General features: G+C 56.7%; 19 protein-coding genes. 10 read left to right on the forward strand and 9 right to left on the reverse strand.

The window, feature by feature from the left end:
- Window positions 1-76 precede the first annotated feature (76 nt).
- A complete protein-coding gene (locus ABFB09_RS03425; protein WP_346999942.1) occupies window positions 77-1,339 on the reverse strand; it encodes a glutamate-5-semialdehyde dehydrogenase in 1,263 nt (420 codons plus the stop codon).
- 134 nt (window positions 1,340-1,473) lie between these two features.
- Between ABFB09_RS03425 and proB the strand changes: the two genes are divergently transcribed.
- The 3 genes from proB to ABFB09_RS03440 all read left to right on the forward strand — a co-directional run bounded on the left by proB (window position 1,474) and on the right by ABFB09_RS03440 (window position 3,348).
- Window positions 1,474-2,598, forward strand: coding sequence for a glutamate 5-kinase (gene proB / locus ABFB09_RS03430; RefSeq protein ID WP_346999884.1), 1,125 nt, complete (start codon window positions 1,474-1,476; stop codon window positions 2,596-2,598).
- An 85-nt stretch (window positions 2,599-2,683) separates the two neighbouring features.
- Complete coding sequence (locus ABFB09_RS03435; protein ID WP_346999886.1) at window positions 2,684-2,956, forward strand: hypothetical protein; 273 nt, start codon at window positions 2,684-2,686, stop codon at window positions 2,954-2,956.
- Entirely contained in the window at window positions 2,953-3,348 is a 396-nt protein-coding gene (locus ABFB09_RS03440) for a hypothetical protein (RefSeq protein ID WP_346999888.1), read from the forward strand. Before ABFB09_RS03435 ends, ABFB09_RS03440 begins: the two co-directional genes overlap by 4 nt.
- A gap of 11 nt (window positions 3,349-3,359) precedes the next feature.
- On the opposite strand, the gene acpP is transcribed toward ABFB09_RS03440, so the two are convergent.
- From acpP to ABFB09_RS03475, 7 genes are all read right to left on the reverse strand, one after another.
- Window positions 3,360-3,617, reverse strand: coding sequence for an acyl carrier protein (gene acpP / locus ABFB09_RS03445; protein WP_346999889.1), 258 nt, complete (start codon window positions 3,615-3,617; stop codon window positions 3,360-3,362).
- 20 nt (window positions 3,618-3,637) lie between these two features.
- Window positions 3,638-4,048: a transcription antitermination factor NusB gene (gene nusB, locus ABFB09_RS03450; RefSeq protein WP_346999890.1), complete on the reverse strand. Its 411-nt coding sequence runs from the start codon at window positions 4,046-4,048 to the stop codon at window positions 3,638-3,640.
- Window positions 4,049-4,069: 21 nt separating this feature from the next.
- A complete protein-coding gene (gene fabG / locus ABFB09_RS03455; protein WP_346999892.1) occupies window positions 4,070-4,822 on the reverse strand; it encodes a 3-oxoacyl-ACP reductase FabG in 753 nt (250 codons plus the stop codon).
- Window positions 4,813-5,745 carry an ACP S-malonyltransferase gene (gene fabD / locus ABFB09_RS03460; protein ID WP_346999894.1) on the reverse strand — a complete coding sequence of 311 codons (933 nt, stop codon included), beginning with the start codon at window positions 5,743-5,745 and terminating at the stop codon, window positions 4,813-4,815. The genes fabG and fabD overlap by 10 nt, the downstream gene beginning before the upstream one ends.
- A 41-nt stretch (window positions 5,746-5,786) precedes the next feature.
- Window positions 5,787-6,008 carry a 50S ribosomal protein L32 gene (gene rpmF, locus ABFB09_RS03465; protein WP_346999895.1) on the reverse strand — a complete coding sequence of 74 codons (222 nt, stop codon included), beginning with the start codon at window positions 6,006-6,008 and terminating at the stop codon, window positions 5,787-5,789.
- 134 nt (window positions 6,009-6,142) lie between these two features.
- Window positions 6,143-6,574, reverse strand: a complete 432-nt coding sequence (locus tag ABFB09_RS03470) for a DUF177 domain-containing protein (protein ID WP_346999896.1) — start codon at window positions 6,572-6,574, stop codon at window positions 6,143-6,145.
- 170 nt (window positions 6,575-6,744) lie between these two features.
- Window positions 6,745-7,473, reverse strand: a complete 729-nt coding sequence (locus ABFB09_RS03475; RefSeq protein ID WP_346999898.1) for a response regulator transcription factor — start codon at window positions 7,471-7,473, stop codon at window positions 6,745-6,747.
- Between the two features lie 474 nt (window positions 7,474-7,947).
- Here ABFB09_RS03475 and ABFB09_RS03480 point away from each other — a divergent pair, with 474 nt between their 5' ends.
- From ABFB09_RS03480 to purF, 6 genes are all read left to right on the forward strand, one after another.
- A complete protein-coding gene (locus tag ABFB09_RS03480) occupies window positions 7,948-8,193 on the forward strand; it encodes a hypothetical protein (protein WP_346999899.1) in 246 nt (81 codons plus the stop codon).
- Between the two features lie 38 nt (window positions 8,194-8,231).
- Window positions 8,232-8,405: a DUF5670 family protein gene (locus ABFB09_RS03485; protein ID WP_346999901.1), complete on the forward strand. Its 174-nt coding sequence runs from the start codon at window positions 8,232-8,234 to the stop codon at window positions 8,403-8,405.
- A 170-nt stretch (window positions 8,406-8,575) separates the two neighbouring features.
- Window positions 8,576-8,725 (forward strand): lmo0937 family membrane protein, encoded by a 150-nt coding sequence (locus tag ABFB09_RS03490; RefSeq protein WP_346999902.1) that lies wholly within the window; start codon window positions 8,576-8,578, stop codon window positions 8,723-8,725.
- Window positions 8,726-8,773: 48 nt separating this feature from the next.
- On the forward strand, window positions 8,774-9,370 hold the full coding sequence (locus tag ABFB09_RS03495) for a DUF1508 domain-containing protein (protein ID WP_346999904.1): 597 nt from the start codon (window positions 8,774-8,776) through the stop codon (window positions 9,368-9,370).
- Between the two features lie 92 nt (window positions 9,371-9,462).
- On the forward strand, window positions 9,463-10,197 hold the full coding sequence (locus tag ABFB09_RS03500) for a hypothetical protein (protein ID WP_346999906.1): 735 nt from the start codon (window positions 9,463-9,465) through the stop codon (window positions 10,195-10,197).
- Between the two features lie 188 nt (window positions 10,198-10,385).
- A complete protein-coding gene (gene purF, locus ABFB09_RS03505) occupies window positions 10,386-11,873 on the forward strand; it encodes an amidophosphoribosyltransferase (protein WP_346999907.1) in 1,488 nt (495 codons plus the stop codon).
- A 152-nt stretch (window positions 11,874-12,025) separates the two neighbouring features.
- Here purF and ABFB09_RS03510 read toward each other — a convergent pair whose 3' ends face one another.
- Window positions 12,026-13,174 carry an acyl-CoA dehydrogenase family protein gene (locus ABFB09_RS03510; RefSeq protein ID WP_346999909.1) on the reverse strand — a complete coding sequence of 383 codons (1,149 nt, stop codon included), beginning with the start codon at window positions 13,172-13,174 and terminating at the stop codon, window positions 12,026-12,028.
- A 193-nt stretch (window positions 13,175-13,367) separates the two neighbouring features.
- Between ABFB09_RS03510 and ABFB09_RS03515 the strand changes: the two genes are divergently transcribed.
- Entirely contained in the window at window positions 13,368-15,650 is a 2,283-nt protein-coding gene (locus ABFB09_RS03515; protein WP_346999911.1) for a hydrophobe/amphiphile efflux-3 (HAE3) family transporter, read from the forward strand.
- Window position 15,651: the final 1 nt, after the last annotated feature.

Below are 15,651 nucleotides of genomic sequence, written 5' to 3' on the forward strand. Positions count from 1 at the left end.
TCATCCAGCCTGGTTGTCTTGATTGGTATAAACCGGGCGTTAACGATTATATTGCGGCTTATTGTGTTCGCTAAACTTAAGGACGCACCTGTCCCGACCCATAGATCAGCCACTTGTAGCTGGTGATCTCTTTGAGTCCCAGGGGGCCGCGGGCGTGCATTTTCTGGGTGGAGATGCCTACCTCCGCGCCGAGACCGAACTGGGCGCCGTCGGTGAAACGGGTGGAGGCGTTGACGTAAACGGCGGCGGCATCGACCTCGTTCATGAAGCGCTGGGCGGCGGAGTAGTCTTCCGTGATGATGGCCTCGGAGTGGCCTGAAGTGAAGGTTACGATATGGTCGAGCGCGGCATCGAACGAATCGACGACCTTGACGGCGGCTACGAGCGCCAGGAACTCCCGGCCCCAGTCATCGTGAGCGGCCGGAACGGCAACTATACCGGATTGTCCCGCCAGAATGGCCAGGGCAGCCGGATCGCAGCGCATCTCGACACCGGCTTTGGCCCATTCGGCGGCGATCCTCGGCAGGTAAACCGCGGCGATGCCCCGGTGCACCAGCAGGGTATCCAGGGCGTTGCAGACGGTCGGCCGCTGCACCTTGGCATTGAAGGCGATAGCTACGGCGTCGTCTAGTTTGGCCGAGGCGTCGATGTACGTATGGCAGACCCCGATGCCCCCGGCCACCACCGGAATGGATGAGTTTTCCTTGATGAACTTGATCAGACCGGCGCCGCCGCGGGGGATGACCAAGTCGATGAAGTCGCACATGTGAAGCAGTTCCGGCACCAGCGCCCGGTCGGTGTTGTCGATGAATTGCACGGAGTCACGATCCAGGCCCGCCTGTTCGATGGCGTCGTGGATGACGGTCACCAGGGCTTTGTTCGAGTGGATGGTCTCCTTGCCCCCGCGCAGGATGACGGCGTTACCCGCTTTCAGACACAGGGCGGTGATGTCCACCGTGACATTCGGCCTGGATTCGTAGATCGCGGCGATGACGCCCAGCGGAACCCGTTTCTTGCCGATGATGAGCCCGTTCGGCGAGGTGCGCATATCGAACACTTCTCCGACCGGATCGGGCAAAGCGGCGATACATCGGACATCGGCGGCCATGGCCTCAAGCCGGCTTTCGGTCAGGATGAGCCGGTCCAGCATGGCGGTGTTCATGCCTGAGGCGCGGGCTTCGGCCTGGTCGGTGGCGTTGGCTTCGAGGATCCCGGACGCGTGCAGCATCAAACCGTCAGCGATGTTCGATAGAGCGGCGTTCTTCACCGTGGTGGGACTGTAGGACAAGTGGCGGCTTGCCGTCTTGGCGCTGCGGCATTTGAGTTCCAGGTCGGTCACGGCGTCCATATCTTCACCTGCGATGCGTTTATGGTTCAAGTATAGTTGAAGCCGGGCGGCAGAGGCAAGGCGTGGGTGTTCCTTGTCCGGATATGGCGCCGCTGTTATAATGACGGGCAAATCAGCTACCGAACATGACTGAAAAACTCTGCTACCGGCGCATCGTCATCAAGCTAGGCACTAACCTCCTGACCGGGGGCAGTGGCCGGCTGGATCACGCGGTCATGGCCGGTCTGGCGGCCCAGGTGGCGGCTCTGGCCGGCAGGGGCGGCCAGGTGGTCATCGTCACGTCCGGGGCTATCGCCGCCGGTAAAGAGAAGCTGGGACTGTACAAGAAGAACCGGGATATTCCCTACAAACAGGTGCTGGCCTCCGTGGGGCAAAGCCGGCTGATGAACCTCTATGACGGCTTCTTCAGCGCTCACGGCCTGACCGTGGCCCAGGCGCTTTTAACCCGCGCTGACCTCAATGACCGGTCCGGCTACTTGAACGCCCGAAACACCTTACTCGCCCTCATGGAACTGGGGGTTATCACCATCGTCAACGAGAACGACGTGGTGGCGGTGGATGAGATCCAGGAGGCCAAGTTCGGCGACAACGATAATATGTCGGCCATGGTGGCCAACCTCGTCGATGCCGACCTGCTGCTGATCCTGACCGATATCGACGGCCTTTTCACCGCGGACCCTCGCGTCGATAGAAACGCCCGGCTTATACCGGTTGTGGAGAAGATCACCCCGGAGATCGAATCCCTGGCCGGGGGCACCTTGAGCGCCGCCGCCACCGGAGGTATGGTGACCAAGCTGGAGGCGGCCAAACTGGCCACTGCTTCCGGGGTGAGGGTCGTCATCGCCTCCGGAGGGGAACCGGATGTCATCGGGCGCGTCGCCGGCGGGGAATGCCTGGGGACTCATTTTCTGCCCCAGGCCGAGCCTGACGCCCGCCAAAGGTGGCTGCTTTCCGGGTTGGCGGCGCGGGGACGCATTGTCATCGATGAAGGCGCTGCGCGTGCGGTCCGGCGCTGCGGCAGCCTGCTGCCGGCAGGGGTGACGGTCGTCGAGGGGGCTTTCAAGCGGGGTGATATCGTCCGCCTCATTGGAGCCGATGGTAAACAACTGGGTTACGGCATCGCCAATTACGATGCCGGCGAGGTGGACCTGATCAAGGGACTGCATTCCGACCGCATCGCAGACACGCTGGGACATAGTTACGGCGACGAGGTGGTACACCATAATAATCTGGCGAATTGTCAAGCGTAAATTCGAAATCTGCATATCGATGTCCGGACCTCTGGTTCAGGATAGTAATGATAGCACCGGTTAGGGAGAAGGGGTTTATTTTAAGATGGAATTAGGTAAAGTGTATAACCACGGCGGCGAGGAATGCCTGGGCGAGGTGGAATACCGCCTCCAGTGCAACGACGAAAGCGGCTGGTGGGGCGAATTGATCTTCTTGGAATTCATCCGCATCCAGGACGGAACCGGCTATTACATCGAATTGAGTGACGGTCGCCGCGCCGCATGTTCGCTTAAAAAACGGGTCAACAAAGCGGTTCATGGCATTCCGCCGCGCTACTATTACTATTTCCGTGGTGTGAGTCGCCTGGAAGCCAGATGACTGTCAGGTACAGCGGTGGCACGGCACGGCTCTATGCCAAAGATATTGAAAAGCCGGTGGCCGATGTCCGCTACCAGATGATGTTTACCCAGGGTACGAAATTCACCCGGATGAAGTGGTGGGGGGATTTCTACGCCAGCAAAGAACTCAAGAACACTGGAGAGTTCATCATGGAGTTCGAGGACGGCAGCCGGGGTGAGGTCTTCGTTCATACCGGAGGGGCGCCTCAGAGCAAGTCCGGCCGCTACCAGTATTCGTTCAACGGCCGCGGACGATTGTCCGGACTGCGCGGCTGCGGCAGCCATTCGGGCGGAAGACTGAGAATTAAGGCGACACCCGGCTGCCCTATGCCGCTAACTTTGAATGAACGCACGACCAGCGAAAAGGTCTAAAAAAAGGGAACTTAGTCCTTTACGCCTTTACCCTTGAGGTATTCCACTACGTTTTTAACGGTGAGCAGTTTCTCGGCATCCTCATCCGGGATCTCCAGTTTGGAATCCGGGGTGCTAAATTCTTCTTCCAGGGCCATGATCAACTCGACCAGATCCAGGGAATCGGCACCCAGGTCATCGGCGAAGCTGGATTCCATGGCGATGTCTTTTTCCTCGACGCCCAACTGCTCGATACCGATTTTCTTAACGCGATCAAAAACTGTGGCCATTCATTTTCCTCCGAATTTTGTTAGTCGCGCCGGGCCAGCGTTGCCACTGTGCTCAGCACCCCGTTTATAAATTTGGCGGAACTGTCCGATCCGAACTCCTTGGCCAGTTCCACCGCTTCGTTAATAGCTACCCTTACCGGGACACTATTATCGTGTAAAATCTCGTAGATTGCAAGCCGCAGGATGTTGCGGTCGATGGGGGCCATCTGAAGGACCGGGTACGTGGGAGCCAGCCGGTGAATCAGTTCATCGATCTCTTCCTGCTTCTGAAGAGTACTTGAGATCACCGCGCGGGCAAAGGTTTCCTGATCGGTTGGCAGGGCGACGGCGGCGACCTGCAGCTCGATAACCTTATCCATCGAATGGTGAGTCATGTCCAACTCATAGAGGGACTTGAGGGAAAGCACGCGGGCGTCGTGGCGGTTAGTCATGCTCAGAAAAAACCAAGTTGTCTATAGTGTCATTCCGCCGTCGACGGTCAGCGTTTGACCGGTGATGTAACGCGCTTCATCGGAGGCGAGGAAGGCGGCTACCGCCGCCACGTCGTCCGGAGTGCCGAGAGTCCCCAACGGGATGCGCTTGACCAGCGCCTGGTTCGCTTCCTCGGACAGGCCTGCTGTCATATCGGTGACGATGAAGCCGGGGGCGATGGCGTTGACCGTTACCTGGCGTGATGCCAGTTCTTTGGCTAACGCCTTGGTAAAGCCGATGATGCCGGCCTTGGAAGCGGCGTAATTAGCCTGTCCGGCGTTGCCGGTAAGGCCGACGATGCTTGACAGGTTGATGATGCGTCCGCCGGCGCGGCTTTTAAGCATCGGTTTGACGGCGGCGCGGCAGCAGAGATAAACACTCTTCAGGTTGGTGTCCATGACCGTGTCCCAGTCATCCTCGCTCATGCGCAGCAGGAGATTGTCGCGGGTGACGCCGGCGTTATTTACCAGGATGTCCAGCCGGCCGTAGGCGGCGGTGGCGGACTCGATCAACCGGGCCACGTCCTCGGATTTGGAAACATCGCCCCGGACGGCGATCGCCTGACCGCCGGCGGCGGTAATCTCCGCCGCCACTTTTTCGGCGCTCTCCGACAGACTGTTGAGAACCACGGATGCCCCGTCGGCTGCCAGCCTGAGGGCGATGGCGCGACCGATGCCGCGCCCGGCGCCGGTGACCACGGCTACTTTACCTTCGAGCCGCTTATCTAACCCCATGAGACGTCCTGCAGGTTCTTGATCGTCTGGGCGTCGGAGATATTCATCGTTTTCAGATCCCGGTTGATACGACGGATGAGACCGGTGAGTACTTTGCCCGGGCCGATCTCGATCACGGTGCCGACGCCGGCGCCGGACATGTATTCCACCGATTTCTGCCAGTAAACGCTCTCAGTCAGTTGCTTGAGCAGTTCCGCCCGGATATCCTCAGCTGCGGTTATGGGCAGGCCGGTGGTATTGGCGATGATGGGAATCTTGGCGTCCGTGAAATTGAGCCTTTCGACCACTTTGGCCAGGCCTTCGGCGGCGGAAGCCATGAGCGGGGTGTGGAAGGCGCCGGAAACGTTTAGCGGCACCACTTTGACGCCCTTGGCGGCGAGGGATTCGACAGCCTTCACCATGTTTTCTCTGGCACCGGAGAGCACCAGCTGGCCGGGACTGTTGTAATTAGCGATATAGACGCCGTTAGCGGCGGCGATCTCGGCGAGCCCGGCTTCATCCATTCCCAGCACTGCCGCCATCGAGCCCGGCGACTGCTGAGCAGCCATCTGCATCAACCGGCCACGCAGGGAAGCTAACTGGATAGCATCGGTGAAATCAAGGGCGCCGGCGGCAGCCAAAGCAGTGTATTCACCCAGCGAGTGCCCGGCCACGAAATCCGGCTCCGGCAACACTTCCATATCGCGGGCGGCGGCGAGGTAGGCAAGGCTGACCGTTACCATGGCCGGCTGGGCGATGGCGGTCTCCCTGAGCTTTTCCTCGGGACCTTCGAAGCAGAACTCGGAAATGGCAAAGCCGAGCCTTTCGTCGGCGGCCTTGAAAACGGCACGCGCGGCGTCAAACTCATCATAAACGTCCTGCCCCATGCCCGGCGCCTGGGCGCCCTGACCGGGGAAGACATAAGCCAGTTTGGGATTATCCACCTGAGTTCCCCCTGAGCTTTAATATGCCGAAGGCGAAAGAACTATTTTTGTTCTTTCTTGGCCTTTTCGGCTTTTTTCTGCGCCTTACCCTCTATGTCGAGGACCTGGCGGCCGTTATAGTCGCCGCAGGCGGGACAGGCCCGGTGCGACAGCTTCGGCTGGTGGCATTGCTTGCACTCCACCAGTTGCTGTTCTTCAAGGTGCAGGTGGCTGCGGCGCTCGCCCTGGCGGGCGGGGGTAGTTTTACGCTTGGGTACGGGCATCTTCCAGGGTCTCCATTTTCAATTATTTCTTGACCATATTATCGACTCTAACTATATCATAGTTAGTCATATATATTCCCGTTCAGAAGCGGGAGGAGCTTCAATTAACTTGCTGCCATTGATCCGCCCGGCGGCTACGACGCGAACTTGGGCGCGATACCAGGGCAATCCATCCGGCAGAGAGGCTTCATCGGCTGAGATAGGATGACGTACTGTCTCACCGCCTCCCTGAGGTCCAGATCGTGGTGCTCGTCGATGGTGAAGGTCTCATCCGGATCTTCGACATCCACCGGCAGGCCGCTCATCACATCCAGCGTCGGGAGGAATTCCTCCTGGAACGTCACCTTCAGCGCACAGTCGAAATCTCTCAGGCAGCGGCAGCATTCAAGCGGTAGGGCCGTTTCCAGGTTCGCTTTCACCAGCACCGATAGGTTGGTGCGGATCAACTGCACCTCGCCCTTGACGGTGACCATGTAACCGTCGATGTCCACCTGGTCGTCTACCTGGTATTCCCTGGTGGTGCCGACAGGCGACTTTTCCAATTGCGCCACGTTGAATATAAGCACGTCACCACCTCCACAAGTGGTCTATTATAAAGAACGGACTGCGTTTAAGCAAGAGAATCGCTACGCAAGGGGTGGAACCCGAAATCCGGATGTCTAAGGAACCTCTGAACCGGTTCCGTTAGTACTAATAATACCAAATAACACCGACGGAGTGAACGTCGGGGTACCGGCTAGCCTTCGATTAATGGCGTGATGGGTTGTTTGCCTATGATGCCAGCCTGGGCGGCGATGATGGAGGCGTGGGTGCGGCTGCGGGCTTGCAGCTTGTCGATGACGTTGCGCACATGTTTTTTGGCGGTATCCATACCAATGTTCAAATTAGCGGATATCTCTTTGTTGGAATCCCCGTTGCCCATAAGCCGGAGCACATCTACTTCCCTGGCGGTGAGGTGAGCGGCTTCGGCGGTGCGTTCGGCAAGGGTCTTGCGGCCGTTTTGCAGTAAATTTTCCACCGCAGCGCGCAGCAGCACCGTGGTCACCTGCGCGTCGCCCTGAATCACCCGGAGAATGCTCTGAATCAAGGCGTCCGGGGTCATATCCTTAAGGAAGATGTATCCGCCCGCGCCAGCGTGGATGGCGTCGATGACGTAAGAATCGTTGAGATTTTCCGTAAGCACCAAGACGGCTATCTCAGGGAATTCTTCCTTGATGAGGCGGGTGATCTGCACGCCGTCAACTTTGTCATTCCGGGTTTCGGTCAACACCACCCTGACCGGCTTGCCCCGGTCCCGGGCAGATTTTATATACTGCAGCGCCTGACGTTCATCCGCGGCATCGTCAACCCTGGTAATCCGCGGGTCTTTGGAGAGGATAGCCTGCAAACCTTCACGGACCACCGGGTTGAACCCGATCATCAATACTATCAAGGATTCAGGTCCCGTTTGCTGTTTGACCGCCATGATATGTCTCCTCAGTGACTCTGTCGGGCGAGCCCACACCACTTCGGGTGGCCTTAGGGTACCATTATACCCCCCTTTAACGCTATTTGCAGTACCCTGACGGTTACCGTTGTTTTTGCGTATCGGCCGCACCTTGATGCCCTCCGATTAACCTCCGGAGCGGGTTGTGTGGATGTAATGCAGGGCACATACTTAAATTAGGGAAATTCCGCTCTGCAACCCTCACGGAAAAACAGGCGAACCCTGCGGCCATCAAGGATAAGGAATAAACTCCGCATAGCGCATCCGGCGAGGAATACTAAGGGAAAATAGGTACTGAAGGTTCCATTTTTAGGTAAGTTTACTTTTGTACGGCAAGGGACTGCCGTTTGATAATTAAGAGATACATTAAAAGAACAAGCCCTGTTAAGAGCAGCGGGGACATTGTGGCGATATGGAAATACTGGAATTGAATGCTCTCCAAGAAGGCTATCGATGAAGACAAATGGTGGAACTTTACTGGCAATACTGGGTGGCATCATCGGCGTGATCGGTTTTGCGGCGTTTCAACGGGCAAACGAAATCATATCACAAGGTGATGCCATATTCGGCTTCGGGTGGTTTTTTTCCGATATGACCCGGGATGACGCCACACTGCTCCAGATAGCCGGGATCGCCGGAATGGTAGTAGGCGCCATCCTGTTGATAATAGGTTTGATGAAGGTTTTCAAATCTCACTGATATTAAGGCATAACGAAACAAAAGGTTAAGGAGGCAAAATGGATCTCTTATTACTCATCGTGGTCATCCTGCTCATACTCTGGTTCACGGGGTGGCGTGGAGGGTGGGGACGAGGTGGTTCCTCCAACCAGGGACTGATCCATATCATCTTGGTTCTGGCTGTGATAATCCTGATCGTCTGGCTGCTGAAAGCGGTGTTGAACATTTTCTAAATGTTAGGTTCAGGGTGTATCGGAAGTTGTATCATGGTTGATTTTGTCCTGTTGCTGTTCATCGTCGCCCTTTCGCTGTTGGCAACACCGGCGATCGGGGCATCGAACCGATCTGGCTACGGACACGACCTCGAATAACGAGGTAATCTGCAAGGAAAGGAGGTTACATAATGCTGCTTCTAATCGCAATCATACTCATAGTCCTGTGGGCGCTAGGTTTGTTTGCCTTCAGCCTGGGCGCGCTGGTCAATATCGCGCTTGTCCTGGCGGTGATACTTATAATCGTCTGGCTGTTGAAAAGCGTTTTCAGGGCGTTTTAGTCAACGTCGCACCGGTAAAAAATAGGAATTCTTCGAGGAGATAAAAAAATGAATAAATCATCGAGGTTCGTACCTACTATAAGACTGGAACAGTACGATGTGATCAACAAAAAGAACGAGGACATGGGTCAGATCCAAACCTTCGTCGTGGATATGAACGAGGGATTGATCGCGTTTGCGCTGGTGGCTTTCGGAGGCACCCTGGGTATCAGCGACAAGTGGTTCGCCCTGCCCTGGGAGGCTTTGAAGTGGCGTCCGGAAGATATGAAATTCGTCCTGGATATGCCGGCGGAAGTACTGCAGGAAGCTCCCGGCATGGACAAGGATCATTGGCTGGAAGAGATAGAGAAGTGGCAGAAAGATGAAGATATGGCGGATATCGACCGTTATTATACCCGCCACGGGTATAGGTCGTACCTGGGTGTTGTCCAGTCGGTGAACGTAAAGCGAGCCCGGCGCGTGGTGGACGCTAAATTCGAAATCAACAAGGATGTGGCGGGCGAGTTCCGGTTCAAGCTGATCGCCACCAATGGTGAGGTTATTGCGGTTTCCGAGGGTTACAACGCCAAAGCCGGTGTGCTGAACGGCATCGAGTCTGTCAGGAATAACGCACCGGATGCCCTGATCGACGACAAGACGGGCTAGTCTCACCTGGTCATATCTCATGCAAAGCAGGAATGGGAGCTGCCGCGACTTGCAGCGCTCCCATCCCTGTATGCCAAAACAAGGAAGAACCAATGAAGAAAAAATTGACTAACCGCCAGAAATTCGTTAAAAACCAATCCACATTCATTCTGTATGGGATCATCTTCTGGGTGCCGTTGGTAATCGGTCTTTATTTTGCTTACCTGCTGGCCGGGAGTGCCGAAAGCGTCGGACGCGGTATTCTAGGCGCGGTGGTACCTGATAACTACCTGGTATTCGGTTCCGGGATTATCTTTTGCTTCCTGATAGTGTATTTCACCGGTCTGGTACTGAAAACGACCAACCTGGGGAAAGTGCTGTCCAAGGTGCCCGTGGTAGGCCTGTTCTTCGGACAAGGCGAGATAATGACCATCGGCAGGCTGTCCAACATGCAGCCATGTCTTTTCCTTTATTCACCGACCTGCCTTTCTTACGGCTGGATACTCTCGGAAGAGAAGGTCAAACTGAGCAATCAGAAAGCATTATTCCCGATTATCAACGTCTATTATCCCAACGTGCCCACCCTGGTTACCGGGCAGGTTTACGCCGCCCGGAAAGACACGGTCATGAAACTTGCTAATTCGTCGCGGGAAGTTATCGATCTGCTGCTTTACGCTTTCCGCAGCCCGGCCGCGCTGGAATATATCCCATGGGAAGATGAATCGGAAGAGAATTTCATCGAACGTTCCCAGTATTTCGGGTTGAAGCTGGATACCGGTAAAAAGGATCTCGTTCTCGAGGAGATTCCCCCGGTACGGCGTAAGCGCACCTCAGCTGCAGTCGAATGATGTTGGGTCACAAACCCACGCCATCAAGCGCCGGAATTGAGATGGCGACAGAGCGCGAATATAGGGGGTGTAAAAACGATGCTGGGGGAGGATTATAAGAGTAGCACGCTACTCATGGCGGTATTAAGATCAATTGGCGGAAGGCCGTCCGATTGACCAAACGGGTATCTTCACCTATAATTAGTTAAGTGACAGGGCTGAAAATCCCGAGGAGTGATTCACCGCGAGAGGAATGCGGTGTCTTCGGTATCTACGCCCCCGCCGAAGATGTATCCCGGATCTCTTTCTTTGCCCTCTTCGCCCTTCAACATCGCGGTCAGGAATCTTCAGGCATCGCCACCGCCGACGGCCGCATCATCCATCATTACGCCCGTATGGGTCTGGTGTCCCAGGTATTTTCCGAGCATGCGTTGAACTCGCTCAAGGGTCATACCGCAATCGGTCACAATCGCTATTCCACCGCCGGTTCAAGCTGCTCCAACAATGCACAACCGCTTATCGTCGGCGAAGGGGACAATCAGATCGCCCTGGCGCATAACGGCAACATCACCAATGCCGAAGAGTTGCGCCGGGAGCTGGACGCGCTGGGCTACCATTTCAGAACCAGTACCGATTCCGAGGTCATCGCCAACCTCATCATGTCCGCACCGTTCTCCACACTGACCGAACGCATCCGCCATGCCATGGGCCGGCTGCGCGGGGCTTATTCGGCCACTCTCCTGACCAAAGACACTCTTTACGCCATGCGCGACCCGCTTGGAGTGCGACCTCTGTGCCTGGGGACTATCGGCCATGGCGGCTGGGTTGTGGCATCGGAGACCTGCGCGCTGGGGCATATCGGCGCCGAGTTCGTCCGTGAGATAGAACCCGGCGAGATCATCCGGATCGATGCCAACGGCGTCGAGAGTTATAAAGAAGATTCCGGCCGGCGCGCCCTGTGCATTTTTGAATATATCTATTTTGCCCGCCCCGACAGCATTATGAACAACCGCCTTCTCTACTCCGCCCGCCAGGCCATGGGCGCCGAACTGTCCCGGGAGCATCCGGTTGAGGCGGACCTGGTGGTCGGTGTACCGGATTCGGCTACGGCGGCGGGCGCGGGTTACGCCTTGGCCAGCGGCATTCCCCCGGCCGAAGGCCTGATCAAGAACCGCTATATGGGACGCACCTTCATCGAACCCACCCAGCGCATCCGCGACCTGGGAGTGAAGCTCAAGTTCAACCCGCTTCAGTCGGTGCTGGAAGGCAAACGGGTCGTCCTGGTGGATGACTCCATCGTCCGCGGCACGACCACGCCGCAGGTGATCAAGCTGTTGAAACGCGCCGGGGCCAAAGAAGTCCACATGCGCGTCTGCGCCCCGCCCATCTGCCACCCCTGCTTTTTCGGGGTGGACATGGCCACCCGGCGTGAACTGATTGCCGCGCGCATGAGCGTCCCGGAAATCAAGGATTACATCGGTGCCGATTCGCTGGGTTATCTCAGCGTTGAGGGGCTTATCCGGGCTGTGGGCGCGCCGAGAGACAATTTCTGCCTGGCCTGCTTCACTGGCGATTATCCGGTACCGGTGCAACTGGAGATGGACAAGCTGGCTCTGGAGGGACTGGCGACGAATAATTGCGAACCGGGTATCACCGCTGAGTTCGATGCAGAGGAAGTGCCGGCGGTGAATTACTAGCGAGCTGTCAGCCTTCAGCTATCAGTTTTCAGCTCCGTCGAAGAACGGGGCTTTTTTTGTTGTCTGGGGTGGGTTCGGGGAAACTGGTGAATGGCGGCGAAATAAAAAAGGGGCGGTTTTAACCGCCCCTTTTGTTTGATCGTCAGAAAAACCTAATACCGCTTGCGCAGTTCTCCGGCAATAATGTTGCGCAGGATCTGGTTGGTGCCCTCGTAGAGCTGGGTGATCTTGGCGTCCCGCATCATCTTTTCCACCGGATAATCCCGCATGTAGCCCACGCCGCCCATGACCTGGATGGCATCGGTAGTGACGCGCATAGCCACATCAGAAGCGTACACCTTGCTCATGGAAGATTCCATGTTGGCGCTCTTCTGCAGGCCGGAATCGACGGTGCGGGCGGAGGCGTAAATGAGGGCGCGGGCGGCCTCTATGTCCATGGCCATATTGGCCAGCATGTGCTGGACGGCCTGGAAATTGAAAACCGGCTCACCGAACTGGACACGGTTCTTGGCGTGCTCCATTGCCGCCTCGAAGGCGCCCTGGGCGATACCGACGGCCTGGGCGCCGATGCCCGGCCGGGATTTCTCAAAAAGTTTCATGGCGTAGAAGAAGCCCATGCCTTCTTTGCCGATAAGGTTCTCAAAGGGCACCAGACAGTCGTCGAAAAGGAGTTCCCGCGTCGATGAGGCGCGGATGCCCATCTTCTTTTCCTTGCGGCCGAAGCTGAAACCGGGCGTGCCCTTTTCCACGATAATGGCCGAAAGGCCGCGGGCGCTTTTACCGGGTTCGGTTCGGACGATAAGGGTGTAAAGGTCGGCGTCGCCGCCGTTGGTGATAAAACGCTTGCTCCCGTTAATTAGGTAGCCGTTTTCCGTCTTGACCGCGGTGGTCTTGACTGCGCCTGCGTCGGAGCCGGCGGTCTCTTCGGTGATGGCGAAAGCGCAAAGCTTGGCGCCGGAGGCGATATCCGGCAGGAAGCGGGCTTTCTGTTCCGCCGAGCCGTTGTCGATGAGGATATCGGAACCCAGAAAGTTAGCGGCATAGGACACGGCCACGCCGCCGCAGACGCGGGCGAACTGCTCGGTAGCCAGGCACAACTCAAAGGCGCCGCCGCCGATGCCGCCTAGTTCCTCCGGGATGGCGATGCCGAACAGGCCGGAAGCGGCGATCTCCTTCATGATCTCGGTGGGGAATTGCTCTTTTTCATCCAGCTCGGCGCGGACCGGCAGAACCTTTTCCTCGGCGATGGTGCGGGCCAGGTCCTGGACGGTGGTTTGAAGTTCATTCAAAAAATATTCCACGATTACTCCTTGTCAGGTCTTGTTGAGCGGAGGTTCAACGAATTGGGGCTATTATAGGCTTTCGTTGAAGGATTGTTCAAGTCATATTGAGATTGGCAATCTTACAGGCTGGGACCAGCATTTATCGGAGCTTGATTGACAGTCACCCGGCGGCGTTATACGATATATCGTTATTCAGCTAAGCGAGGTGTAAGTGAACAATATTTTTAAGCGTTTGGGGCATTTCATCGAGGATCAGCGCGGACTGGTCATCATGTTCAGTGTTTTGCTGCTGGTCGGCGCCATGTTCGGGGCAACCCGGCTGACCTGGGCTACCGGCATCGAGACGATGATGTCCACCGATTCCCAGGTTTATCAGGATTTCCAGGAATTCAATGAACACTTCGGTGCTGAATCGGTCATCGTCCTGGCGCGGGCGGACAACCTGTCGAATCTGGTCGACCTGGATAATATCGTTGCCCTGGACACGGTTGAACAGGAAATGAGTGCCGCGGACGGTGTGCTGTCTGTGGTTGGTCCCGGTTTCGCCCTGAGGCAGGCAATGGCACAGATGACCGGCTCTGCGGTGTTGCCACCGGATCAGGCTACATTGGAAGCCATCCTCCTCGATAACGGCGCCGTGCGCTCAGAGATGAAGCCGTTCTTCCCTTCCGACACCTTCGGCATCGTCATCATCACCATGGAGGGTGGGGTGACGCCGGAGCAGGTCACCGAAACGGTCAATGCCGCCAAAACATCTATCGGCGGTGTCTCCTTCGATGGCATTCAGGCCTCGGTCACCGGGGCATCGGTTATCTTTGCCGAGATGCAGACATTGATGAGTAAAAGCATGAGTACCATGATTGGTATCTCCATGCTATTGATGCTCATTATCCTGGCTGTTGTTTTTTCGGTACGCGGCTTCTTCGTCTGGCGGTGGCTGCCGCTGGGGGCGGTCGTTATCGGCAGTGTTTACGCCTTCGGCATGATGGGCTGGATATCGATACCGATCACCATGGTTACTATGGCCATCCTGCCTATCCTCATCGGTCTGGGTGTCGATTACGCCGTCCAGTTCCACAATCGTTATGATGAAGAAGCCCGTCGCGGGGAGACGGTGGCGGCAGCCATCATCGACTCCGTGACCCACATCGGCCCGGCCATTCTCATCGCCATTATCGCCGCCGGCCTGGGTTTTGCCGCCCTGTTCCTCTCTCCGGTGCCGATGATCCGGCAATTCGGCACTATTCTCATCATCGGCGTCATCGCCTGCTACCTGGTGTCGCTCTTTATACTGCTTCCGGTACTCTATGCTCATGACCGCCGCAAGCACATCAAGGCTGCCGCGGGCAAGAATTCCGTCATCGTCGATAATCGAACCGGTATCGTCGAACGATGGTTGGGGAAACTGGCGCCATGGGTCATCCGCAATCCGGTGCTGATCATCTCCATTGCCGCCGTCTTTACCATCATTGGCGTGGGGTTGGACAGCCGTATCGAGACGGAAACCGACGAAAATAAGTATATATCTCAAGACTTACCGTTGATGAAGGACTTCAACGAATTGGCAGCTCTTTCCGGCGGCTCCGCGGCGTTCAATGTACTGGTGAAAGCCGACAACGTCACCCGCCCGGAAGTGCTCACCTGGATGCTGGAAGCCCAGGGCGGAATGCTGACCCAGTCGGTCATTCCGGTGGTGGGGGTCACCGGCATCGCCGATACCGTGGCCCAGATCGGCCAGGGCCAGATACCGCCGAATCAGGAAGCCATCGATCAGATGCTAGGTTTCGTGCCGGAACTCCTCAAGGCAAATCTGTTGACCGATGATAAATCGATGGCTAACATCACCGTTCTCACCGGTCCGGGGCTCAACACCGAGGATCTCAAAGCTTTAAAGACGGTGGTCGAAGGTTACCTGGCTTCGCCGCCTGCAGGGGTGACGGCCACGGTTACCGGTCAGGGTGTCATCGGTATCGAACTCATGAACTCATTGACGTCAGGACGGGTCGAGATGACGCTTCTCGGCATCGGCCTGGTATTTCTGGGATTGTTCGTTCTTTTCAGGCTGAATCTGGTGAGGGCGCTTATTGCCACGCTGCCGATCGCCATGATCATCGGCTGGTCGAGCGTGGTGATGTACCTTGGGGATATAAAATACACCGCCCTGACCGCCACATTGGGATCACTGATCATCGGCATCGGCGTGGAGTTCACCATCCTGATGATGATGCGTTACCAGGAGGAGCGGAAAAAGGGTGAAAATCCGGCGGTGGCCATGACCACCGCCATGACCAAGATCGGCCGGGCGGTCATCACCTCCGGTCTGACAGTGGTCGGCGGTTTCGGGGCGCTGCTCTTCGCCCGTGACTTCCCCATTCTGACAGATTTCGGCGCGGTGACCATGATCAACGTCGGCTTCGCACTTGTGTCGAGTCTGGTGGTTTTACCGACGATCATCGTGGCGATCGATATGAGGAAAGAACGGAAGCTGGCCTGAG

The organism is Dehalogenimonas sp. THU2 (genome assembly GCF_039749495.1).
Lineage (GTDB): Bacteria > Chloroflexota > Dehalococcoidia > Dehalococcoidales > Dehalococcoidaceae > Dehalogenimonas.